This window comes from Lelliottia nimipressuralis (assembly GCF_004402045.1).
GTDB lineage: Bacteria > Pseudomonadota > Gammaproteobacteria > Enterobacterales > Enterobacteriaceae > Enterobacter > Enterobacter chinensis.
Genome location: NZ_SOMG01000016.1, coordinates 42607 through 64859, shown reverse-complemented (window position 1 = coordinate 64859; position 22253 = coordinate 42607). Strand labels below are relative to the sequence as shown.

General features: G+C 55.7%; 19 protein-coding genes and 1 riboswitch. Of the genes, 9 read left to right on the top strand and 10 right to left on the bottom strand.

The annotated features are described in order from the left end of the window. Positions 1-19: 19 nt before the first annotated feature. The 5 genes from parE to nudF are packed head-to-tail and all read right to left on the bottom strand — an operon-like array spanning position 20 to position 4428. A complete protein-coding gene (gene parE, locus E3U32_RS10415; protein ID WP_134348730.1) occupies positions 20-1912 on the bottom strand; it encodes a DNA topoisomerase IV subunit B in 1893 nt (630 codons plus the stop codon). A gap of 28 nt (positions 1913-1940) precedes the next feature. Beyond that, positions 1941-2522: an esterase YqiA gene (yqiA, locus tag E3U32_RS10410; RefSeq protein ID WP_134348729.1), complete on the bottom strand. Its 582-nt coding sequence runs from the start codon at positions 2520-2522 to the stop codon at positions 1941-1943. After that, entirely contained in the window at positions 2522-3349 is an 828-nt protein-coding gene (gene cpdA, locus E3U32_RS10405; RefSeq protein WP_134348728.1) for a 3',5'-cyclic-AMP phosphodiesterase, read from the bottom strand. The genes yqiA and cpdA overlap by 1 nt, the downstream gene beginning before the upstream one ends. Positions 3350-3376: 27 nt before the next feature. Beyond that, on the bottom strand, positions 3377-3799 hold the full coding sequence (locus E3U32_RS10400) for a DUF1249 family protein (RefSeq protein ID WP_014833293.1): 423 nt from the start codon (positions 3797-3799) through the stop codon (positions 3377-3379). Beyond that, positions 3796-4428: an ADP-ribose diphosphatase gene (nudF, locus tag E3U32_RS10395; protein ID WP_134348727.1), complete on the bottom strand. Its 633-nt coding sequence runs from the start codon at positions 4426-4428 to the stop codon at positions 3796-3798. Before nudF ends, E3U32_RS10400 begins: the two co-directional genes overlap by 4 nt. Before the next feature lie 204 nt (positions 4429-4632). On the opposite strand from nudF, the gene tolC reads away from it, so the two are divergent. The 3 genes from tolC to E3U32_RS10380 all read left to right on the top strand — a co-directional run bounded on the left by tolC (position 4633) and on the right by E3U32_RS10380 (position 8146). Next, entirely contained in the window at positions 4633-6120 is a 1488-nt protein-coding gene (gene tolC / locus E3U32_RS10390) for an outer membrane channel protein TolC (protein ID WP_134348726.1), read from the top strand. A gap of 194 nt (positions 6121-6314) precedes the next feature. Beyond that, positions 6315-6983 (top strand): DUF1190 family protein, encoded by a 669-nt coding sequence (locus tag E3U32_RS10385; protein ID WP_134348725.1) that lies wholly within the window; start codon positions 6315-6317, stop codon positions 6981-6983. A gap of 2 nt (positions 6984-6985) precedes the next feature. Then, on the top strand, positions 6986-8146 hold the full coding sequence (locus E3U32_RS10380; RefSeq protein WP_134348724.1) for a glutathionylspermidine synthase family protein: 1161 nt from the start codon (positions 6986-6988) through the stop codon (positions 8144-8146). Between the two features lie 82 nt (positions 8147-8228). Here the strand turns inward: E3U32_RS10380 and ygiD are convergent, their stop codons facing one another. After that, a complete protein-coding gene (gene ygiD / locus E3U32_RS10375; protein ID WP_134348723.1) occupies positions 8229-9017 on the bottom strand; it encodes a 4,5-DOPA dioxygenase extradiol in 789 nt (262 codons plus the stop codon). Between the two features lie 196 nt (positions 9018-9213). Between ygiD and zupT the strand changes: the two genes are divergently transcribed. The 5 genes from zupT to E3U32_RS10350 all read left to right on the top strand — a co-directional run bounded on the left by zupT (position 9214) and on the right by E3U32_RS10350 (position 15064). Then, complete coding sequence (gene zupT, locus E3U32_RS10370) at positions 9214-9987, top strand: zinc transporter ZupT (protein ID WP_134348722.1); 774 nt, start codon at positions 9214-9216, stop codon at positions 9985-9987. A 201-nt stretch (positions 9988-10188) separates the two neighbouring features. Then, positions 10189-10746: a fimbrial protein gene (locus E3U32_RS10365; protein WP_134348721.1), complete on the top strand. Its 558-nt coding sequence runs from the start codon at positions 10189-10191 to the stop codon at positions 10744-10746. A 73-nt stretch (positions 10747-10819) separates the two neighbouring features. Then, the gene (locus E3U32_RS10360; protein WP_134348720.1) at positions 10820-13258 is read left to right on the top strand and encodes a fimbria/pilus outer membrane usher protein; all 2439 of its coding nucleotides are present in this window, start codon (positions 10820-10822) and stop codon (positions 13256-13258) included. 5 nt (positions 13259-13263) lie between these two features. Next, positions 13264-14022 carry a fimbrial biogenesis chaperone gene (locus tag E3U32_RS10355; RefSeq protein WP_134348719.1) on the top strand — a complete coding sequence of 253 codons (759 nt, stop codon included), beginning with the start codon at positions 13264-13266 and terminating at the stop codon, positions 14020-14022. After that, positions 14006-15064 (top strand): type 1 fimbrial protein, encoded by a 1059-nt coding sequence (locus E3U32_RS10350; protein ID WP_134348718.1) that lies wholly within the window; start codon positions 14006-14008, stop codon positions 15062-15064. The genes E3U32_RS10355 and E3U32_RS10350 overlap by 17 nt, the downstream gene beginning before the upstream one ends. Positions 15065-15107: 43 nt before the next feature. On the opposite strand, the gene ribB is transcribed toward E3U32_RS10350, so the two are convergent. Then, on the bottom strand, positions 15108-15761 hold the full coding sequence (ribB, locus tag E3U32_RS10345; RefSeq protein ID WP_023309208.1) for a 3,4-dihydroxy-2-butanone-4-phosphate synthase: 654 nt from the start codon (positions 15759-15761) through the stop codon (positions 15108-15110). A gap of 106 nt (positions 15762-15867) precedes the next feature. Then, a riboswitch (FMN riboswitch) is annotated at positions 15868-16018 on the bottom strand. A gap of 119 nt (positions 16019-16137) precedes the next feature. Here ribB and ubiK point away from each other — a divergent pair. Further along, positions 16138-16434 carry a ubiquinone biosynthesis accessory factor UbiK gene (gene ubiK, locus E3U32_RS10340; protein WP_013098757.1) on the top strand — a complete coding sequence of 99 codons (297 nt, stop codon included), beginning with the start codon at positions 16138-16140 and terminating at the stop codon, positions 16432-16434. A gap of 95 nt (positions 16435-16529) precedes the next feature. On the opposite strand, the gene hldE is transcribed toward ubiK, so the two are convergent. Genes hldE through E3U32_RS10325 form a run of 3 tightly spaced genes read right to left on the bottom strand, consistent with a single transcriptional unit; the run spans position 16530 to position 22179 of the window. Beyond that, complete coding sequence (gene hldE, locus E3U32_RS10335) at positions 16530-17960, bottom strand: bifunctional D-glycero-beta-D-manno-heptose-7-phosphate kinase/D-glycero-beta-D-manno-heptose 1-phosphate adenylyltransferase HldE (protein WP_134348717.1); 1431 nt, start codon at positions 17958-17960, stop codon at positions 16530-16532. A gap of 40 nt (positions 17961-18000) precedes the next feature. Further along, complete coding sequence (gene glnE / locus E3U32_RS10330; RefSeq protein ID WP_134348716.1) at positions 18001-20856, bottom strand: bifunctional [glutamate--ammonia ligase]-adenylyl-L-tyrosine phosphorylase/[glutamate--ammonia-ligase] adenylyltransferase; 2856 nt, start codon at positions 20854-20856, stop codon at positions 18001-18003. 21 nt (positions 20857-20877) lie between these two features. Further along, positions 20878-22179: an inorganic triphosphatase gene (locus E3U32_RS10325; RefSeq protein ID WP_134348715.1), complete on the bottom strand. Its 1302-nt coding sequence runs from the start codon at positions 22177-22179 to the stop codon at positions 20878-20880. Positions 22180-22253 lie beyond the last annotated feature (74 nt).

Below are 22253 nucleotides of genomic sequence, written 5' to 3'. Positions count from 1 at the left end.
TGCATCGCAGGGCTTTTTATCAGGCTTCAATATCCGCCATATCGCCTTTCTCCTGCAGCCAGTTACGTCGGTCTTCCGAACGTTTCTTGGCAAGAAGCATATCCATCATGGCGTTGGTTTGCTGTTCGTCCTCGTCGCTGATCGTCAACTGCACCAGACGGCGGGTGTTCGGATCGAGCGTCGTTTCGCGCAGCTGCATCGGGTTCATCTCGCCCAGTCCTTTAAAGCGCTGAACGTTAGGTTTGCCCTTCTTACGCTTAAGCTGCTCCAGCACGCCCGCTTTCTCTTCTTCCGTCAGCGCGTAGTAAACCTCTTTGCCGAGGTCGATACGGTACAGCGGCGGCAGCGCCACGTGGACGTGACCATTTTTTACCAGCGTGCGGAAGTGCTTCACAAACAGCGCGCACAGCAGCGTGGCGATGTGCAGACCATCGGAGTCCGCATCCGCGAGGATACAGATCTTGCCGTAGCGCAGCTGGCTCAGATCGTCGCTGTCGGGATCGATGCCGATCGCCACCGAGATATCGTGGACTTCCTGCGAGGCCAGCACTTCATCTGAAGAGACCTCCCAGGTGTTCAGGATCTTTCCTTTGAGCGGCATGATCGCCTGATATTCGCGATCGCGCGCCTGCTTGGCCGACCCACCCGCCGAGTCCCCTTCCACGAGGAAGAGCTCAGTACGGTTGAGATCCTGTGCGGTACAGTCTGCCAGCTTGCCCGGCAGCGCAGGGCCGCTGGTCAGCTTTTTACGCACCACTTTCTTCGCAGCACGCAGACGACGCTGGGCGCTGGAAATGGCCATTTCAGCCAGCATCTCTGCCGCCTGAACGTTCTGGTTCAGCCACAGGGTAAACGCATCTTTCACCACGCCGGAGACAAACGCCGCGCACTGACGTGAAGAGAGGCGCTCTTTGGTCTGACCGGCAAACTGCGGATCCTGCATCTTCACGGAAAGCACGTAGGCGCAACGGTCCCAGATATCTTCCGCCGACAGCTTCACGCCGCGTGGCAGGATATTGCGGTATTCACAGAACTCGCGCATCGCATCCAGCAGCCCCTGACGCAGGCCGTTGACGTGGGTACCGCCGAGCATGGTCGGGATCAGGTTGACGTAGCTTTCGGTCAGCAGCTCGCCGCCTTCCGGCAGCCACAGCAGCGCCCAGTCCACCGCTTCGGTGTCACCGGTGAAATTACCGACGAACGGTTTTTCCGGCAGCGTCGGCAGGCCGTTCACCGCTTCGCACAGATAGTCGTTAAGACCATCTTCATAGCGCCAGCTCTGCTCGGTATTGTTGACGTGATCTTTAAAGGTAATTTCCACGCCCGGACACAGCACCGCTTTGGCTTTCAGCAGGTGCGTCAGGCGAGAAACGGAAAAGCGCGGGCTGTCGAAGAAGCTTTCATCAGGCCAGAAGTGGACGCTGGTCCCGGTATTGCGTTTACCGCACGTGCCGACAACCTGCAGATCCTGCACCTTATCGCCATTTTCAAACGCGATGTTATAGATCTGGCCGTCGCGACGGACGTTCACTTCCACGCGTTTGGACAGGGCGTTGACGACGGAAATGCCCACGCCGTGCAAACCACCGGAGAACTGGTAGTTTTTGTTGGAGAACTTACCGCCCGCATGCAGACGACAGAGGATCAGCTCAACGGCAGGTACACCCTCTTCCGGGTGGATATCCACCGGCATGCCGCGCCCGTCGTCGATGACTTCCAGCGACTGATCGGCATGCAGGATAACGTCAACGCGTTTGGCATGGCCAGCCAGCGCTTCGTCCACACTGTTATCAATAACTTCCTGGCCCAGATGATTTGGGCGCGTCGTATCGGTGTACATCCCCGGGCGGCGGCGAACCGGCTCAAGCCCGGTGAGGACCTCAATGGCATCAGCGTTATAGGTTTGCGTCATGATTTAAACTAGCAATTCGCATTGATTGTCAGTGGCTGTGCAGTCCAAGAAAATCGACAATCTGGGTGAAATGATTCTCAAAGCCCGTGAAAGCATGGTTTCCGCCCTCTTCTATAGTCTGGCGGCAGGATGCGTAATACGCCACTGCCTGGCGGTAATCCAGCACTTCATCTCCCGTCTGTTGCAGCAGCCAGATAAGATCCGGCGCCTCAAGCGGGTCGACCTGCATAACTTTGAGATCGTAAATATGGCGTGACTCTAGCACATATTGCTGGCCGGTGTAGGGGTTCTCGTTTTCGCCAAGAAAGTCCCGCAGCAGCTCAAATGGCCGCACCGCTGGATTAACCACTACGGCGGGCAGCATGAAGCATTGCGAGAGCCAGGTGGCGTAATACCCGCCCAGCGATGAGCCGACCACACCGAACGTTTCCCCGCCGTGCTCAAGCACGATAGATTCCAGCATCTCCGCGGCCTGGGCCGGATAAGGCGGCAGTTGCGGGATGATCATCTCAACATCGGGGTGATGCTCGCTCAGCCACTGGCGAAACTGTGTCGCTTTTGCGGAACGCGGCGAGCTGTTGAAGCCGTGCAGATAAAGGAGCGTAGACATCAATAGCCTTCTGAAGCGGTGTCCGGGCGGAATTGCGCGCCGGTTAAACGGCAGACTTCCGTGGCCAGCGTGCCATCGGCATGCAGTTCCAGCCAGCGCCAGCCTGGCGCGATAGTATCAAGCGTAAAATTGGCGCAGTGCGGCTTAAACTGAACGCAGGTCGATGGCGTCGCCAGCATGCGACGTCCATTCCAGTCGAGATCCTGTTCCTGATGAATGTGTCCACACAGCAGGTTCTTCACCCGCGGGAACTTCGCCAGCACGCGATCCAGCGCCGCGGAGTTGCGCAGGCTGTGTTGATCGAGCCAGCTGCATCCCGCCGGCAGAGGATGATGATGAAGCAGCAACAGCGTATGACGTTCAGGTTCAGCAGCCAGTTTGGTCTCTAGCCAGTCGAGTTGAAACTCGCTTAATTCACCGTGCGGGACGCCGAACACCTGGCTGTCCAGCAGCAAGATTTGCCACTGTTCACCCGCAAAAACACATTTCGCCGGAGAAATCCCCGCATCCTGGAGGGAACTGTACATCGCGGGCTGGAAATCATGGTTTCCGGGCAGCCAGACGCAAGGCACGCTAAAGCTCGCGATGCCTTCAGCAAAATGCTGATAGGCCGCGGAGGATTGATCCTGCGCCAGATCGCCAGTTGCGACAATCAGATCGCATCCACGATTTTCAGCGTGAATGGCGCTAAGTACCGCCTGATAACTCTCCCAGGTGTTGACCCCCAGTAGCGTCTCATGCTTTTCGGCAAAAAGGTGGGTATCGGTGATTTGTAATATCCTGACTGGCGCCCCACCAGCAACAGTCAGGTTCAACAGGCTTTCCAAATGGTGTCCTTAGGTAGGTTTATGACGCTAACAAACCGGAATCGCCATTGCTCCATGTGCTAAACAATATCTTAGCCAGTCGGCTAAAAACTGGTTAATTTGATGCTTTTCGTCGCGTTGATGCAACTTTTTATTCGGGTAATCATACCGCGCCTTGAAGCGAAAGATCTGCTGACTCGAACACACTTCAGCGACCATCGCGTCGTGATAGAGGCGCACCGTCATCGACGGCAGGCTCCAGTAGCTAATGCTGGGCGCCGTTTGCTCAATCTCCACCAGCGTAGTGTAGCGCGTTGATTCTGTTATCGTTAATCGATACTGCGCGTTACTCACCTGATAGCTTACCGTTTCGCCGGGTGCGTCGTTTTTCGGCAGCAGGCGGCGCAATTGTGCGAAATTGGTTTCGCACAGGCGCATCATTTCTGGGAAGTCAGGTGTATAGCGCTTCATTTTTTCCACTCGTTTCGTAATGCCTGATAATGCAGCTGCAGCCATTGCAGGGCGATGACAGACGCTGCGTTGTCGATTGAACCCTCTTCTACCCACTGATAAGCCTGCTCCCGGCTCACCACATGAACCCGAATATCTTCGTTTTCATCTGCCAGACCGTGGATCCCTTCCGCCGTCGTGGCGTCCACTTCACCCACCATAATGGACAAGCGCTCGCTGGTGCCTCCCGGGCTTGCCAGATAGCTCAACACCGGTTTTGTGCGGCCCACCACCAGCCCCGCCTCTTCCAGCGCCTCGCGCCGGGCGACGTCTTCAACCGATTCACCTTCTTCGATCATCCCGGCCACCATCTCCAGCAGCCACGGGCTCTCGCTCACGTCATAAGCGGCTATGCGGATCTGCTCCACCAGCACAACTTCGTCACGCACTGGGTCAAAGGGTAGCAAGACTGCCGCATGCCCGCGCTCAAAAATTTCGCGTCTGATTTCGCCACTCATTTCACCGTTAAACAGGCGATGCCTGAAACGGTAAAGTTCCATTGAAAAAAAACCGCTATAAAGCGTTTCTCGTGCAATAATTTCTACATCGTTTTTGGCGAATGTCACGGGCAACTTTTCTGGTTTTTGCATGAGTCGAGTCCTGGTAGCAATGGTGATGAAATTGTGAATTTCAAGGCTGTTTGGCTGCCGTTTGTAAGGCTATATGATAGATTGGTGCAAATTACCGCCAGATGGCACGTAACGCCAACCTTTTGGTATGGAAGATTCTGTTAGAATCGGCAATTATTTTTTAATTAGATCAGCGCTAATACTGCTTCACAACAAGGAATGCAAATGAAGAAATTGCTCCCCATCCTTATCGGCCTGAGCCTGACGGGCTTCAGTGCAATGAGCCAGGCGGAAAACCTGTTACAGGTCTACCAGCAGGCACGTCTGGGCAACCCTGATTTACGTAAATCAGCGGCCGATCGTGATGCTGCGTTTGAAAAGATTAACGAAGCGCGTAGCCCCTTGCTGCCACAGTTAGGTTTAGGTGCAGATTATACCTACGGTAACGGTTATCGCGATAATAATGGCATTAACTCCAATGCTACCAGCGCCTCCCTGCAATTGACACAGACGCTGTTTGATATGTCCAAATGGCGCGCCCTGAGCCTGCAGGAAAAGAGCGCGGGCATTCAGGATGTAACCTATCAGACCGACCAGCAGACGCTGATCCTGAATACTGCCACGGCTTACTTCAATGTACTGAGCGCCATTGACGCGCTCTCCTACACCGAAGCGCAGAAACAGGCGATTTACCGCCAGTTAGATCAAACCACCCAGCGTTTCAACGTGGGTCTGGTGGCGATCACCGACGTGCAAAACGCCCGTTCACAGTACGACACCGTACTGGCCAACGAAGTGACCGCGCGTAACAACCTCGATAACGCGCTGGAATCCCTGCGTCAGGTCACCGGGAATTACTACCCTGAACTGGCGTCCCTGAACGTGGACAGCTTTAAAACGGATAAACCGCAGGCCGTTAACGCCCTGCTGAAAGAAGCGGAAAACCGCAATTTAAACTTGCTGCAGGCGCGTCTGAGCCAGGATCTGGCCCGCGAGCAAATTCGTCAGGCGCAGGACGGCCACCTGCCAACCCTGAGCCTGAGCGCATCAACCAGCGTATCGGATACCAGCTATAGCGGTTCCAAAACCCACGGAGCCAGCGCTTCAGCATACGACGATAAAAATATTGGACAGAACCAGGTTGGCCTGAGCTTCTCCCTGCCGCTGTATCAGGGCGGTCAGGTCAACTCCCAGGTGAAACAGGCGCAGTACAACTTTGTTGGCGCGAGCGAGCAGCTGGAAAGTGCCCACCGCAACGTGGTGCAGACCGTGCGTTCTTCCTTCAATAACGTGAACGCTTCGATCAGCAGCATCAACGCCTATAAACAGGCCGTTGTGTCTGCACAGAGCTCCCTGGACGCGATGGAAGCGGGTTACTCCGTTGGTACCCGTACCATCGTTGACGTGCTGGACGCAACCACCACGCTTTACAACGCGAAACAGCAGCTCTCCAGCGCACGTTACCAGTACCTGATTAACCAGCTGAACATCAAACAGGCTCTGGGTACGCTGAACGAGCAAGACCTGCAGATGCTGAACAGCGCGCTGGGTAAACCGGTCTCCACCTCTCCGGACAGCGTTGCACCTGAGAACCCTGATCAGGTTGCCGCAGTTGATAACTTCAACGGTGACAGCAACACCCCTGCTGCACAGCCAGCCGCTGCGCGTACCACGACGTCCGCCAGCAAAGGCAATAATCCGTTCCGTCACTAAACATTGCCCGATGGCGCTTCGCTTATCGGGCCTACTGAATCGTAGGCCGGGTAAGCGCAGCGCCACCCGGCGCAAAATCACACCCGAACGTAAGCCAACGTAAAGATCCCCCTGATTCCGCCCCTCTTCGCTTCATTTTCAACCACTCATCCTCTATCCTGAGCGTTATTACCACTGGGTCCTGGAAGACAAATATGAAACGGACAAAATCCATCAATCACGCGTCGTTCCGCAAAAGCTGGAACGCACGTCATCTCACTCCTGTTGCGCTGGCGGTCACGGCTGTCTTTATGCTGGCAGGCTGTGAGAAAAACGACGAAACGGTTTCGCTGTATCAAAACGCGGACGACTGCTCTGCCGCAACCGGTAAAGCTGCCGAATGTAAGACGGCATACACTGGCGCGCTGAAAGAAGCGGAACGCACCGCGCCGAAATATGCCTCACGCGAAGACTGCGTGGCAGAGTTCGGTGAAGGTCAATGCCAGCAGGCACCGGCTCAGGCGGGTACCGCACCTGAAAATCAGGCGCAGGCGCAGTCCAGCGGCAGCTTCTGGATGCCGCTGATGGCAGGTTACATGATGGGTCGTCTGATGGGCGGCGGCGCAGGCTACCAGCAGCAACCACTCTTTAGCTCGAAAAACCCGGCCAGCCCGGCTTACGGTCAATATACCGATGCCAGCGGCAAAGGCTATGGTGCAGCCACCCCTGGTCGTACCGTGACGGTACCGAAAACGGCAATGGCACCGAAACCGGCGACCACCAGCACCATCACCCGCGGCGGGTTCGGTGAGTCTGTGGCGAAACAGACCAGTATGCAACGCAGCGCAACAGGCACCTCCTCTACTCGCTCAATGGGCGGCTGATCATGGAACGAGTCAGTATCACCGAGCGCCCGGACTGGCGTGAAAAAGCCACCGAATACGGCTTTAACTTCCACACCATGTACGGCGAGCCGTACTGGTGTGAAGACGCCTATTACAAGCTCACGCTGGCCCAGGTTGAAAAACTGGAAGAAGTGACGGCAGAGCTGCACCAGATGTGTCTGAAGGTCGTGGAAAAAGTCATCGACAGCGACGAGCTGATGGCAAAATTCCGCATTCCAAAGCACACCTGGGGCTTTGTGCGCCAGTCGTGGAAAACCAGCCAGCCATCGCTCTATTCTCGCCTCGATCTGGCGTGGGACGGCGTGGGTGAACCTAAGCTTCTGGAAAACAACGCCGATACGCCGACATCCCTGTACGAAGCGGCGTTCTTCCAGTGGGTCTGGCTGGAAGACCAGGCCAATGCCGGAAACCTGCCGGAAGGCAGCGACCAGTTCAACAGCCTGCAGGAAAAGCTGATTGAGCGTTTTGCCGAGCTGCGCGAACAACATGGTTTCAACCTGCTGCATCTCGCCTGCTGCCGCGATACGGAAGAAGACCGTGGCACGGTTCAGTATCTGCAAGACTGTGCTGCAGAAGCGGAGGTGGCGACCGAGTTCCTCTATATCGAGGATATCGGCCTGGGTGAAAAAGGTCAGTTTACGGATATGCAGGATCAGGTCATCAGCAACCTGTTCAAGCTCTACCCGTGGGAATACATGCTGCGCGAGATGTTCTCCACCAAGCTGGAAGATGCTGGCGTACGCTGGCTGGAACCGGCCTGGAAGAGCATTATCTCCAACAAAGCCCTGCTGCCGATGCTGTGGAAGATGTTCCCGAACCATCCGAACCTGTTGCCAGCCTACTTTGCGGAAGACGATTTCCCACAAATGGAAAAATACGTCGTTAAGCCGATCTTCTCCCGCGAAGGGGCAAACGTATCGATTATCGAAGACGGTAAGACGCTGGAAGCCGTTGAAGGGCCTTACGGCGAGGAAGGGATGATCGTCCAGGAATTTTATCAACTGCCGAAATTTGGCGACAGCTATACGCTGATTGGCAGTTGGCTCATCAACGATCAACCTGCCGGGATTGGCATCCGCGAAGATCGCGCGCTGATCACGCAGGATCTGTCACGATTCTATCCGCATATTTTTATTGAGTAAGACTTGCCCGGTGGCGCTACGCTTACCGGGCCTACGCTCGACGTGTAGGCCCGGTAAGGCGAAGCCGCCACCCGGCATGTTTTTACCCCACCTGTACCGACAGCATACTCAAACTCCCCATCTCAATCCCGTCGACCGGGATCGTCACCGGTTCCTGGCCGTCCCACGCGCCAAGAACGTACAGCAGCGGCAGGAAATGTTCCGGCGTCGGGTTAGAGAGCGAACCGCCTTCGTGATCCAGATAGTTCACCAGCGGATGCTCTTCGACCGGGCCTTGCCATGTCAGGTTCGCTTTTACGTAGTCGTTAAAAGAGGCCGCCCACGGGTACGGGGTATTTTCACCGTGCCAGCGTGCCGTGCGGAGGTTATGCACCACGTTGCCGCTCGCCACCAGCATGATGCCTTCATCACGAAGCGATGCCAGCTTACGGCCCATCTCCATGTGCCATGCCGCGGGTTTGGTGCTGTCGATACTTAACTGCACCATCGGGATATCCGCATCAGGATACATTTTAATCAGCACGCCCCACGAGCCATGGTCAAAGCCCCAGGCTTCTTTATCGAGCGCGACCGGGACAGGTGCCAGCAAATCAACCAGCTTCTGTGCCAGCTCGGGCGAGCCGGGGGCCGGATAATGCGTGTCATACAGCGCCTGCGGGAAACCACCGAAATCATGAATCGTTTTTGGCGTTTCCATGGCGGTCACGCCCGTCCCACGGGTAAACCAGTGCGCAGACACCACCACAATCGCTTTTGGACGCGGCAGCGTCTCGCCCAGATGATGCCATGCGCGGGTATAGACGTTGTCTTCCAGAACGTTCATTGGGCTACCGTGGCCTAAAAACAGGGCTGGCATACGGGAAGAAGTCATGGTGATATCCTTACAGAAGGTGTCAATTTAATGGTGCTACATTACGCGCAATCAGGCAAAGATGAACGCTGATAAGCGTGAAGATCATCATCAGGAAATTTGAATGTAAGGAATGTGTAAAACAGAGCCCCCTCTCTCGCTTTGCGCGCAATGAATCATTACCATTAATGAGAATCATTATCATAAGGAGCAATGCATGTCAGTCCCCTTGATCCTGACCATACTGGCGGGTGCCGCGACCTTCATTGGTGCGATCCTCGGCGTGCTTGGCCAGAAGCCGTCTAACCGCGTACTGGCTTTTTCGCTGGGCTTTGCTGCCGGGATCATGCTGCTCATCTCCCTGATGGAGATGCTACCTGCCGCGCTGGGCACAGAAGGCATGTCTCCGCTGCTGGGTTACGGCATGTTTGTCTTTGGCCTGCTGGGGTACTTTGCCCTCGACCGAATGCTACCGCACGCGCATCCGCAAGATTTAATGCAGAAAAACGTAACGCCTATACCGCGGAATATTAAGCGAACAGCGGTTCTGCTGACGCTGGGCATCAGCCTGCATAACTTCCCGGAAGGGGTCGCCACCTATGTGACGGCCAGCAGCAATCTGGAAATGGGCTTTGGCATCGCGCTGGCGGTCGCCTTACACAATATTCCTGAAGGACTGGCCGTCGCCGGCCCGGTTTATGCCGCCACCGGTTCAAAACGCACCGCCGTGTTCTGGGCAGGAATATCAGGCATGGCTGAGATTCTCGGCGGCGTGCTGGCCTGGCTGATCCTTGGCAGTCTGGTCTCGCCGGTGGTGATGGCGGCCATTATGGCAGCGGTAGCCGGGATTATGGTCGCGCTTTCGGTAGATGAACTGATGCCGCTGGCAAAAGAGATCGACCCCAATAACAACCCCAGCTATGGCGTGCTATGCGGTATGTCCGTAATGGGATTCAGCCTGGTGTTGTTACAAACGGCAGGGATTGGTTAATATTATATTATGGCGCTTATTTTTTCATAAGCGCCCGTATTTCAAGCTTAATTAACCACTCATCCATTCAATACACACATATATATAAGCCATCTTAAATCTGGCTTAATAATTACTAACAACACATTGTTACATTTAGAATGTAAAATTTACCGAGAAAATTTTTGGCCGTTCAAAAATTCTCATGTAAAGGAAATTCTAATGAAAAATGGAAATAAAACCCTTCTCGCACTGACACTCGCCGCTTTCCTGTCTGCACCTGTTTTCGCCAACGATCAAGGCTCCGGAAAAATAACCTTCAAAGGGATAGTCATTGATGCGCCCTGTAACATCGCGCCTGACAGCGTTGATAAAGAGATCGACCTTGGTCAGGTGACTACTGCAGTTATGAATGCCAACAAGAAATCAACGGCGGTTCCGGTTGATATCAATCTGGAAAATTGTCAGCTTGATGCTGCAGATGAAACCGCAACCCCTGTCACCAAGGTTGATGTCACCTTCAGCAGCACCGCGACGGACGCAGCCGATACCAGCCTGATGAGCAACACCTATGCGGGTGGCGCACAGAACGTCGGTGTTCGTCTGCTGGATAACGCAGAATCCCCAATCACCCTTGGCTCCGCTGAAACTGTTGATCTGTCAGCAGGCTCCACCACGCAGACGCTGCACTTCAAAGCGCAGATGGAAGTGGCCAATGGTAAAACAGCGACGGCCGGTCAGGTTGAATCTATCGCAAATTACGTCCTGCTGTATAAATAAGCTAACACCGTTAGATCTATTTCGGCTGGCAATATATTTGCCAGCCATTGCCGTAATTTTATTTGAGAGCTGAATGATGAAATACAGTTCACTATGGATCATCATCGCAGGCTTTCTCACGCCCCCTCCTCTGCTCGCCGTTGAATTTAACATTAACGCCATCGATAAAGATCAGCGCAGCAATATTGATTTATCGCAGTTCAAAGATAAAAGCCGTATTGCTCCGGGAAACTATTTCGTTACCGTCTCAATAAATAAGACCCCGCTTGCTAACGGCTGGCAGTTGGCCTGGCAAAAAAAAGATGACACTACGGAAGTCTGCATTCCGGCAGATCTGGCGGATACGTTCGGTCTGGACGATAAGTTCCGCAGCATGCTTACGGAAAACGCGGGCTGCGTCGATTTTTCCGCGCTGCCTCAGATTCATTTCGAGTTTATCCAGCAGACGCAAACGCTGGAGGTGACAATTCCTCAGGCCTGGCTACTGTACCGTGCCACCAACTGGATGCCGCCCGCCACCTGGGATAACGGCGTCTTCGGCGCGCTGCTGGATTACAATCTCTTCGCCAGTCGCTACCAGCCTGATGAAGGATCAAGCAGCGATAACGTGAACACCTACGGAACCGCCGGAGCCAACCTGGGCGCCTGGCGGCTACGGGGAGATTATCAGTACGCCCTCAATCGTACCGATGAGGGTTCGCAGAGCGAGGGACGCTTATCCCGCGCTTACCTTTTTCGCCCTCTGCCAGCATTTGGCGCAAAGCTGACGCTGGGTGAGTCTGATTTCCAGTCTGATATTTTCGACGGTTTTTCATATACCGGAGCCTCACTTGTCAGCGACGAGCGTATGCTCCCCTGGTCACTGCGCGGCTACGCACCGCAAATCACCGGTATCGCCCAGACCAATGCAACCGTGACCGTCAGCCAGTCTGACCGAATTATCTATCAGACCAACGTGCCGCCGGGCCCCTTTGTGATTCAGGATATCAACCAGTCCGTGCAGGGCACCCTGGACGTCAAGGTCGTTGAAGAAGATGGACGTACCAGCACATTCCAGGTTGCTGCGGCGTCAGTGCCATTTCTTACCCGCAAGGGCCAGGTTCGCTACAAACTGTCGGGAGGGAAAGCCCGTGAGGACAGCTCGCACCGCATTGAAAGCGATGCGTTTTTGAGCAGCGAATTTTCATGGGGCATTATGTCCCAAACCTCGCTGTACGGCGGCGTGCTGAATAGCGGCAATGATTATCGCTCGCTGGCCGCTGGCATCGGACAAAACATGGATGTGCTGGGGGCGCTCTCGTTTGATGTCACTCAGGCCACCAGCCAACTAACCGGTAAAGATCAACAAACGGGCTACAGCTACCGCATCAACTACAGCAAACGTTTCGACACGACCGGCAGCCAGCTTACGCTTGCCAGCTACCGATACTCCGACAGCCATTTTCTCAGCTACGCCCGTTTCCTTGAAAATGAGCAGGACAATCAGGAGACGGAAAAGCAGACGCTGAGCATTACCGCCAGCCAGTATATTCCCGCCCTGTCTTTGAACCTGTATCTCGGCATGCTGCGCCAGACGTGGTGGGACAGATCCCCCTCCACCACCGGAACGCTAACAGCAGGATACAACTTCGACTTTGGCCGCTGGAAAAATCTCGGTGTAACGGTCTCGTGGAGCAAAACACATTATCAGGATCAGAGCGATGACACGCAGGCTTACCTCTCGTTAAGCATTCCCCTCGATCCGGAGCATCGCCTCAATTATGACCTGAGAAGCAGTGACAATACGCGTCAGACGCTTTCCTGGTACGACACCTCAGACAGGAATAACACCTGGGGGATATCAGCGGGTACGGAAAGTGAAAAACCCGACGCCGGTGCGCAACTCAGCGGTACCTATCAGCACTATGCCGGGACGGGAGACCTCAACCTTTCCGGAGGCTATAAGGCCAACGAATACCGTTCTGTTAGCGCAAGCTGGAATGGCTCGTTCACCGCGACCGCCCACGGTGCCGCACTGCATCGCCGAAGCTATGGCAACGAGCCGCGCGTCATGGTCAGCACGGAAGGCATCGGCAATATCCCATTAAATATGTCCCGTGACGCCACCAACGCGTTTGGCATTGGCGTTCTGCCTGCCTTTTCGAGCTATTTACCCGCCAGTGTGCAGGTCAATCTCAATGCTCTGCCGGAGGGTGTTGATGTCGACAATCGCATTATCCGCGCCACATGGACCGAGGGGGCCATTGGTTATCGAAAAATCGCGACCCGTAAGGGGCAGGATGTTGTTGGCATTCTGCGCACGCCCACCGGCATGCCGCCGCTCGGCGCGCGGGTTCACGACCAGGAGACCGGCGTCGAGGTTAGCATTGTTGCCGAAAACGGCCATCTCTGGCTGGGAGCGGTAAAAGCGGAACAACATTTTACGGTGACGTGGGGAGACGGCCAGCAGTGCCGCTTCTCCCTGCCCGCTTCTCTGGAAAACACGACGCAGCTTATGCTGCCCTGCCAGTAGATATCATGATGAAATCACACCTCTTAGCAGCAATCCTTTTTCTCTTTGGCTCCTGCGCCTCATTCGCGGCGATCAATCTGGATCGCACGCGGATTGTCTTTCCTGAAAACGACAAAGCCAGCAGCCTGACGATTGAAAACCAAAGCCATGCGCTTCCCTACCTGGCGCTCGCCTGGATTGAAGATAGTGAGGGTCGCAAAGAGAACAGCCATTTTATGGTGCTTCCTCCCGTGCAGCGCATTGAACCAGGCACCTCATCACAGGTGCGGGTGGTAAAACAGCTGGCAACACGCGAGCTGCCTAAAGACAGGGAGACCCTGTTCTTTTTCAACCTGCGCGAAGTGCCGCCTAAAAGTGACAGCCTGAACGCAGAGCACAGCGTCATGCAGGTGGCGATGCAAAGCCGAATCAAGCTTTTCTGGCGCCCGGAAGCCATTCGCAAGAAAGCAGGCGAAAACGCGGAAATGCGGCTGGCGGTCACGCTATCTGGCAAAACGATGACGATAAAAAACCCCACGCCGTATTTCATCACCCTGGCGTGGCTGAGCAATAACGGTAAAACCATGCTCCCGGGTTTCGACAGCCTGATGATTAGCCCTTTTGAAACCAGCTCCCTCTCACTAAGCGAAGCTGAAGGGAGTGGCTACGGCATTGGATATATTGATGATTATGGTGCGCTACGCAAGGTCGATTTAACGTGTTCCGGGTCAACCCAATGCACACTGACGCCGCGCAAGGCAGGGCAACATGCGACATCTCGTTAAGCTTTTCTTTCTGATGTTGGTGATGTTGCCGCTTAAGCAGGCGCTGGCTCTGAACTGCTACCTTGCCACACAAAATGGTCCGGTTGAGCAAACCAAAACGGTGTCTGAATTTTCGATCCCCAGCAACGCAACGGTAGGTCAAAAAATTTGGGAATCCAACGACATCAAGATCCCGGTTTACTGCGACAGAAATACCGCTTCGAATCATGAGAATGAAGATGTATTCGCCTGGGTGAACCCTTACCCGTCGGTATCAGACCCTTATTACGAGTTGGGTGTGACCTACGAAGGTGCGGATTACGATGCTATCGGACAAAGTTTCGGCGTGGATACCCGTCAGTGTCTGGACAACAACAGCCTGAGCAATTACACGGCTGAACAGCTAAAAGCGATGGGCTGGGAGAAATACGTATGTTCGGGGAATCCGTGGGACGTACATACCTCCCGAACCTTTGTGGCGCGCTTCAGGCTGTACGTCAAACTCAAAGCGGTGCCGCCTCAGGGGTACGTCAGCACGCTGGGAGATTACATCGTGGTGCAGTTTGACGGCAAAGGGGGTGTAAACACCCTTTCTGATGCGAAAAACCTTAAATATCATATTAATGGACTGGAAAATATTAAAGTGCTGGACTGCGGGGCAACGTTCAGTATTTATCCTGAAAATCAGGAGATCGATTTTGGCACCTTCAGCGCGCGAGACATAGTGAATCAGGGCACGCGAACCCGCACGTTTTCGGTAAAAACGACTAAGGTGCAGGATGCACAATGCTCTGACGGGTTTAAGATTGACTCTTCGTTTTATACCGATAAAACGCTCACGGCCAATGACACGGCACTGCTGATCGGCAACGGCTTAAAGCTGCGTATTCTTAACGGCACACAGCCCTATACCTTCAATCAGTATGACGAATATGCTGATTTTACCGGTTCGGTGCTGCAGTTCGAGACCACCTACACCGCCGAGCTTTCACATGCCGAAGGTTCGGGCATTGACTCAGGCCCTTTTGAAACCGTCGTACTGTTCAAAATTAACTACCACTAGATACAAAAAAGCCGGGTTTCCCCGGCTTTTCACATCAGCACTTTCAGCTGGCTTTACGCTCGTGCGCCTGGCGATACTCCACCAGATCTTCAATCGTCACCACCGGCATATTGTGCAGACGCGCAAAGGTGATGCACTCCGGCGCGCGCGCCATGGTGCCATCATCGTTGGTCAGTTCACACAGCACACCAGCAGGTTTGAAGCCTGCCAGCGTCACCAGATCGATAGTCGCTTCGGTGTGGCCGCCACGGGTCAGCACGCCGCCCGCCTGCGCGCGCAGTGGGAAAACGTGGCCTGGACGATGCAGGTCGGATGGCTTCGCACCATCGGCAATCGCTGCACGTACGGTAGTCAGACGGTCAGCCGCAGACACACCGGTAGTCACGCCGTGCGCCGCTTCGATGGTCACGGTAAAACCGGTACCAAAAGCGCTGGTGTTGTTTTCGACCATCATCGGCAGGTCAAGCTGCTTACGACGGTCTTCGTTAATACACAGGCATACGATGCCGCTACCGTGACGGATGGTCAGCGCCATCTGTTCAACGGTCATGTTTTCGGCGGCGAAAATCATATCGCCTTCGTTTTCACGGTTTTCATCGTCAAGCACCATCACACCGCGGCCTTCGCGCAGTGCATCCAGTGCATGTTCAACACGTTGAGTTGAAGTGCCAAAAGAGGAAAGTAGCGTCTGATTCATGGTAAAAAAACCTCATTAACATTATGGTTACCAGAATCAGGGCAGTCTTAGGAGCGCCGTACAAGCGGCAAAAAGATAACGTGAGCGGGCCCATGCCCGACTGGATCGTTACTCTCTCCCATCCGGACTCTAACCGTCGGCCCCGGAATTACACCGGATCTGCTGACCTTTGAGTATTCACCCAAAGCGCTCGCGGGCTTTCAGCGTCACGCTGATTTACCGCCGGTGGGGAATTTCGCCCCGCCCTGAGAATAAGCGAGATAACTATAACGCTATTGATTATCCTGGGCAATGCATAAGCATCAAACAATTTTGTTTACCCCGGGGATGACGCGCTACAATGGACACTAACACCTTTCCATCAAGGGAAACGACAATGATTGACCCAAAGAAAATTGAGCAAATTGCGCGTCAGGTTCACGAGTCCATGCCAAAAGGCATTCGTGAATTTGGTGATGACGTTGAGAAGAAAATCCGCCAGACGCTGCAGGCACAGTTAGTTCGCCTTGATTTAGTGAGCCGCGAAGAGTTTGACGTGCAAACCCAGGTTCTGCTGCGCACCCGCGAAAAGCTGGCGCTGCTGGAACAGCGCCTGACCGAGCTGGAAAACCGCAATACCCCGGAAGAAGTGAAGCCGGCACCGGCAATTCCACCGGTGGATGACCAGGCCTAAAATCAATGCAAAACGGCAACCTCGGTTGCCGTTTTTTAGATTTGCGCCCTCTCCCTGTGGGAGAGGGTTGGGGTGAGGGCATCAGCCCGCACGGACTACTGACTGTCTTTCTGGATCTTCTTGATGATGTTGGTGGTTGAACACCCGTCTTCAAAATTGAGCACCATCACTTCACCGCCGTTGGCCCAGACCTCTTCGCTACCCGCGATTTGCTCCGGTTTGTAATCCCCGCCTTTTACCAGCAGATCCGGCAGAATACCGGCAATCAGGCGCTGCGGTGTGTCTTCTTCAAACGACACCACCCAGTCCACGGCTTCCAGTGCGCCAAGAACGATCATACGCTGTTCCAACGGGTTCACCGGACGCGTTTCACCCTTCAGGCGTTTCGTCGACGCATCGCTGTTGACCGCCACAATCAGGCGATCGCCAAGCTTGCGCGCATTCGCCAGATAAGAGACATGGCCCGCATGCAGGATGTCGAACACTCCGTTGGTCATCACCACTTTTTCACCGCGCTTGCGCGCAGCGGCGACGGCCACTTTCAACTCGTCTTCGCTCATGACGCCAAAACCGGTATCGGCACGACCGCGCACGGCGTTTTCCAGCTCGATTGGCGAAACGGTAGACGTCCCGAGTTTACCGACCACCACGCCCGCCGCAGCGTTCGCAAAGTAGCACGCTTCTTCCAGGGAATTACCCGCTGCCAGCGTTGCCGCCAGGACGCCAATCACCGTATCACCAGCACCGGTTACGTCGTACACTTCCTGTGCCTGGGTTGGCATATGCAGCGGCGCTTTACCCGGCTGCAGCAGCGTCATCCCCTGCTCGGAGCGGGTCACCAGCAGCGCAGACAGCTCGAAGTCAGCAATGATCTTCATGCCGCGCTCAACCAGCTCTTGCTCGTTTTTACACTTGCCCGCCACCGCTTCAAACTCTGACAGGTTTGGCGTCAGCAGCGTCGCGCCGCGATAGCGCTCAAAATCAGTCCCTTTCGGATCAATCAGCACCGGCACGCTGGCTTTACGCGCCAGCTGAATCATCGTCTGCACGCTGGCCAGCGCGCCTTTCGCATAATCAGAGAGCACCAGCGCGCCGATATTGCCCAGCGCCTGGTTAATACGCTCGTGCAGCGGCTCAGGATCAACGCCTTCGAACCCTTCTTCAAAATCGAGGCGGATCAGCTGCTGGTTACGCGACAGCACGCGCAGTTTCGTGATCGTCGGGTGGGTCGGAACAGAAACGAAGTCGCACTTTACGTTCACGTCCGCCAGCGACTTGCTCAGCGCACGCGCCGCATCGTCAATGCCGGTCAGGCCCACCAGACGCGAATGCGCGCCCAGAGAAGCAATGTTCATCGCCACGTTTGCCGCGCCGCCGGGACGCTCTTCAATGGTGTCGACCTTAACCACCGGTACCGGTGCCTCCGGAGAGATGCGGCTGGTCGGCCCATACCAGTAGCGATCCAGCATCACATCCCCAACAACCATTACCCCAGCACGTTCAAACTCTGGCAGTGTTACTTTCATTCCTGACTCCAGAAAGATTCACAATTTGCGCGCGATAATATCACACTTGATTTGTTACGCACGGTTCCACCAGCCACTTCTGCCAGCTGGCCGTTACCTGAGCGCGTTCAGCGGTGAAACAGTCCAGCGCCACGTGTCCCGGCTGCTCCTGTAACGCCAGATGGTGGAGCTCATCGCGAAGCGTTGTATAGGCACGGGTTAAGGCCTGCGCCTCTTGTTCATCCATAATGTCGTTTTGCGCCAGCAGTTCCAGAATGCGCACGTTATCCGACCAGCGCGTCAGCTTCGGCTTGTCGTGCGCGTGCAGCAGCACCAGATACTGGGTAATAAACTCAATATCGGTAATACCGCCCTCATCGGCTTTAATATCAAAGCGATCGCGATGTTTATTGCCTAAGTGCGCGCGCATTTTCTCGCGCATTTCGCGCACTTCCGTTTGCAGCGTGCTGCCATCGCGCACGGTGGTCATGACTTCCTTACGAATCACGTCAAACTGCGTTTTCAGCAGCGGATCGCCATACACCACACGAGCGCGCACCAGCGCCTGATGCTCCCACGTCCAGGCTTCATTCTTCTGGTAATCAGCGAAGGACTCCGTCGAGGTGACCAGCATGCCCGCCGCGCCGGACGGTCGCAGGCGGGCATCCACTTCATACAAAATGCCCGACGAGGTGCGGGTGCTGAACAGGTGCATGATGCGCTGCGCCAGGCGCAGGTAGAACTGACGCCCGTCAATCTCGCGCTCGCCGTCGGTCATCACATCAACCGGGCAGTCGTGGAGGAAGATTAAATCCAGATCGGAGCTATAGCCCAGCTCCCAACCGCCGAGCTTACCGTAACCCACCACCGCGAAGCCGCGACCATCACGGTCGGCCAGATGTTTCGGCTGGCCATAGCGCGCCACCATCTGCACCCAAGCCTGATGCACCACCGCGTCGATAATCGCTTCCGCAAGCCAGGTTAAGTGATCGCTCACTTTCATCACCGGCAGCGTTCCGGCGATATCTGCGGCCGCCACGCGCAGCATCTGGGCCTGCTTAAACTGACGCAGCGCCTCCAGCTGTTGCTCTTCGTCTTCTTCCGGCACGCGCAGCAGATACTGACGCAGTTCGTCCCGGTAGGCGTCGGTCGCCGTCGGTTGATAAAGGGTATTCGGATCGAGCAGCTCATCCAGCAGCAGCGGGTAACGCGCCAGCTTGTTGGCCACCATCGGCGACGCGGCGCAGAGTGAAATCAGGTGCTTAAGCGCGCCGGGGAACTCGCTCAGGAGTTCAAGGTAGGTGGTACGGGTGATAATCCCGCTCAGCAGGGGCATCATCCGCGACAGCGGCACCGGCGCATCGGCACGCGAGCAGACTTCGCTCAGCAGGTGCGGCATCAGGTGATCCAGCACCTGGCGACCACGCGGGCCGATGGCGCGTTTGTTCAGCTCAAGACGGAAATCAGCGATCAGCGCCACCACGCGATGGCGCGCGTCGTCGGTTAAGTGCGTCAGCACCGGCGTGGTGTCATCTTCCTGAAGCGCGTCCTGCCACAGCTCGCGCCAGTGCTCGGAAAGCGCATCGTCCTGCGACTCACTTTCGTCATCACCGATCAGTTCGTTAAAGATTCGGCGCACGCCTGCCATATGGGCATCGAGCCGTTCGGTCAGCGTTGACCAGTCTTCCACGCGCATTCCCCAGGCCAGACGCGCCCGGTTAAGGTCGTCGCCCGGCAGGGTTTGGGTCTGTTCGTCATTAATGCTTTGCAGCAGGTTTTCCAGACGACGCAGGAAAAGATAGGCCTCGCGCAGGGTTTGCGCGTCGCCGTCCGGCAGGAGATGCAGCTGCGCAATGGCGCTCAGCGTCGGTAATAAGGAACGGGACTGCAGCGACGGCTCGCGTCCGCCGCGAATAAGCTGGAAGACCTGGACGATAAATTCGATTTCGCGGATGCCGCCCGCGCCGAGCTTGATATTGTCTTTCAGCCCACGGCGGCGCACCTCGCGGGCAATCATCCCTTTCATATTTCGCAGGGACTGGATGACGCTGAAGTCGATATAGCGACGGAACACGAACGGACGCAGCATGGCGCGCAGCTCGTTGGCGTAAGCGTCGTCGCTGTCGCCCATGATCCGCGCTTTGACCATCGCGTAACGCTCCCAGTCGCGACCTTGCTCCTGGTAATAATCTTCCAGCGCCGCAAAGCTCAGCACCAGCGGCCCGCTGTCGCCAAACGGACGCAGGCGCATGTCCACGCGGTAGACAAAACCGTCCTGCGTGGGCTGATCCAGCGCTTTAATCAGGCGCTGGCCGAGACGGGTAAAGAACTGCGCGTTGTCCAGCTCGCGACGCCCGCCGCGCGTGGAGCCGTTCTCCGGCCAGGCAAAAATCAGGTCGATATCAGAGGAGAAGTTCAGCTCGCAGCCGCCCAGCTTTCCCATCCCCAGAATCAACAGCGGCTGAGGAACCCCTTCCTCGCTGCACGGCGTGCCCCACTCTTTACAGCAGGCGGCATAGAGCCAGTCTCGCGCGGCGACAATCAACGTTTGCGCCAGCTCGCTTAACTGCTGCAGCGTACTCTCTTCGCTCACCAGTTCCAGCGCCTGAGCCCAGGCAATGCGCACCATCACCCGACGACGGAACTGGCGCAGGACGCGCATCAGCGTGGCCTCATCCGTAACGTCTTCGAGTGCAGTTTGCAGCCAGCCAGCATAGTGCCGCCACTCTTCTGCCTGCGGTGGTGCGTTCTCAAGTTCCGCCAGCCAGTCCGGGTTGGCGGTGATACTTTCCTGCACAAAATCACTGAAGACGAGCACGCTCTTTGCCTGCTCGCTTAACGATGACGCCGGTAATGACTCAGGCAGACGTTCGCAAACGGTCTGCCACTGCTGCTGTAACTGCGAAGAAAGCGGCATTATTGGGGTTCCTTGCCAGAGTTATCGTTTTCCGCTGTGCAGCCAGAACGGCTCCTGCGAAATAGCTTCGTTACGGAAATGCTCAATCTCAATATGCTGACGGGTTTCAATGGCATGCTTCAGCCCCTGCCAGTTTTCCAGCCAGGCCTGGGCTTTCACGCCGTCATAAGCGCCGGAAAGCAGCAGCATGCTGTCGACGTTGCGCGAAAGACGGGGAAGCTGATCGCCATACTGGTCGCCCAGCGGATACGCAAAGGTGGTCTTCAGTTCAGCGGCATGGCGGGAAAGATGAATATCCGCGAAACGCTTAAAGTTTTCCGCGATTTTGGTTTGCGCTTTCGCATCCAGGAAGGCACGCCAGCCTCGCGTCACCAGGAACTCGGTCAGCGCCAGTTTTGCCGTCGCATTTTGCGGGCTGTAGATTGCCGTTTGCGCAGAGACGTCGGAGAGCATCAGCGTTTCGGTTTGCGTCAGCAGATCACGTAAGTGAGCGCTCGCTTTGCGAGGAACGATACCGCCGAAGAGCGTCAGGGCATGGCGCACCAGAGCAATGGCCGCCAGCACGTGGGATTTCGCGTTTTTCACATTTCGCACCCACAGTTCTTCGTGGTACTGCCACTGAGAAAGCGCCAGCTCGAGCGCGGCTTCCAGACCCTCTTCAACGCTGGCTTTCGGCGCAACGTGCAAAATGGTCGTCTCTTTCAGCACGCGCGGCGCATTCCCGGCGGCCAGATGGTAACCCCGCGCGGCTTTGCTCAGGCTCCCCTGACGTAATCCGGACTGGTTCACCAGCTTGCGCGCCAGCTTCAGCACGTCATTCGCATCACCTTCCAGCAGTTCAAGCTCCAGTTCACAAATCGGCTCCTGGAATTCCCCCGCCTTCACGTCGCCCAAATCCAGGGCGATTTCGATGCGGCTTTTGCCTTCCGTCACCAGCCATTTCTCGCGCCAGAAATCAGTGCTGAACAGCGGTTGCACCTGCTCCGCCAGCGTGGAAGGCAGCTCGCCTTCCGGCCAGACTTCCGCCGGGAAACGTTCCAGCTCAAGTTCTGGCTTACTGATGTCGATATTGTATTCCGGACGCTGATGTAAACCGCCGACCACGCGGCCGGCAATTTTCATCGTCATCTCGTAGCGACCGCTCACGCCACGGATGCGCAGCCCCATATCGTGGCGGCGCAGCCAGTTGTCCGGCGTTTCGTAATAGATATTAAGCAGTTGTACCGGTGCATGGTGTTCGCCGGAAAGCGTGTGCAGACGCTGGCGGAGTGCGTCAACGCTGTCTTTTTCGACGATAAATTTTAATTCGATTTCCTGAGCCATAGCCTTGTACTTTTGCGGGCGTCACAGACGCGTCAATGAGGGCGAACTTCCTCGCCATTTGTTTGTCAGTACAT

Coding starts and splice junctions, on each gene's coding strand:
- E3U32_RS10350 (WP_134348718.1), top strand. CDS start 14,006: ATGCGACATCTCGTTAAGCTTTTCTTTCTGATGTTGGTGATGTTGCCG.
- tolC (WP_134348726.1), top strand. CDS start 4,633: ATGAAGAAATTGCTCCCCATCCTTATCGGCCTGAGCCTGACGGGCTTC.
- parE (WP_134348730.1), bottom strand. CDS start 1,912: ATGACGCAAACCTATAACGCTGATGCCATTGAGGTCCTCACCGGGCTT.
- ygiD (WP_134348723.1), bottom strand. CDS start 9,017: ATGACTTCTTCCCGTATGCCAGCCCTGTTTTTAGGCCACGGTAGCCCA.
- ubiK (WP_013098757.1), top strand. CDS start 16,138: ATGATTGACCCAAAGAAAATTGAGCAAATTGCGCGTCAGGTTCACGAG.
- E3U32_RS10360 (WP_134348720.1), top strand. CDS start 10,820: ATGATGAAATACAGTTCACTATGGATCATCATCGCAGGCTTTCTCACG.
- E3U32_RS10365 (WP_134348721.1), top strand. CDS start 10,189: ATGAAAAATGGAAATAAAACCCTTCTCGCACTGACACTCGCCGCTTTC.
- zupT (WP_134348722.1), top strand. CDS start 9,214: ATGTCAGTCCCCTTGATCCTGACCATACTGGCGGGTGCCGCGACCTTC.
- hldE (WP_134348717.1), bottom strand. CDS start 17,960: ATGAAAGTAACACTGCCAGAGTTTGAACGTGCTGGGGTAATGGTTGTT.
- E3U32_RS10325 (WP_134348715.1), bottom strand. CDS start 22,179: ATGGCTCAGGAAATCGAATTAAAATTTATCGTCGAAAAAGACAGCGTT.
- E3U32_RS10385 (WP_134348725.1), top strand. CDS start 6,315: ATGAAACGGACAAAATCCATCAATCACGCGTCGTTCCGCAAAAGCTGG.
- E3U32_RS10400 (WP_014833293.1), bottom strand. CDS start 3,799: ATGAAGCGCTATACACCTGACTTCCCAGAAATGATGCGCCTGTGCGAA.
- E3U32_RS10355 (WP_134348719.1), top strand. CDS start 13,264: ATGATGAAATCACACCTCTTAGCAGCAATCCTTTTTCTCTTTGGCTCC.
- glnE (WP_134348716.1), bottom strand. CDS start 20,856: ATGCCGCTTTCTTCGCAGTTACAGCAGCAGTGGCAGACCGTTTGCGAA.
- E3U32_RS10380 (WP_134348724.1), top strand. CDS start 6,986: ATGGAACGAGTCAGTATCACCGAGCGCCCGGACTGGCGTGAAAAAGCC.
- ribB (WP_023309208.1), bottom strand. CDS start 15,761: ATGAATCAGACGCTACTTTCCTCTTTTGGCACTTCAACTCAACGTGTT.
- yqiA (WP_134348729.1), bottom strand. CDS start 2,522: ATGTCTACGCTCCTTTATCTGCACGGCTTCAACAGCTCGCCGCGTTCC.
- nudF (WP_134348727.1), bottom strand. CDS start 4,428: ATGCAAAAACCAGAAAAGTTGCCCGTGACATTCGCCAAAAACGATGTA.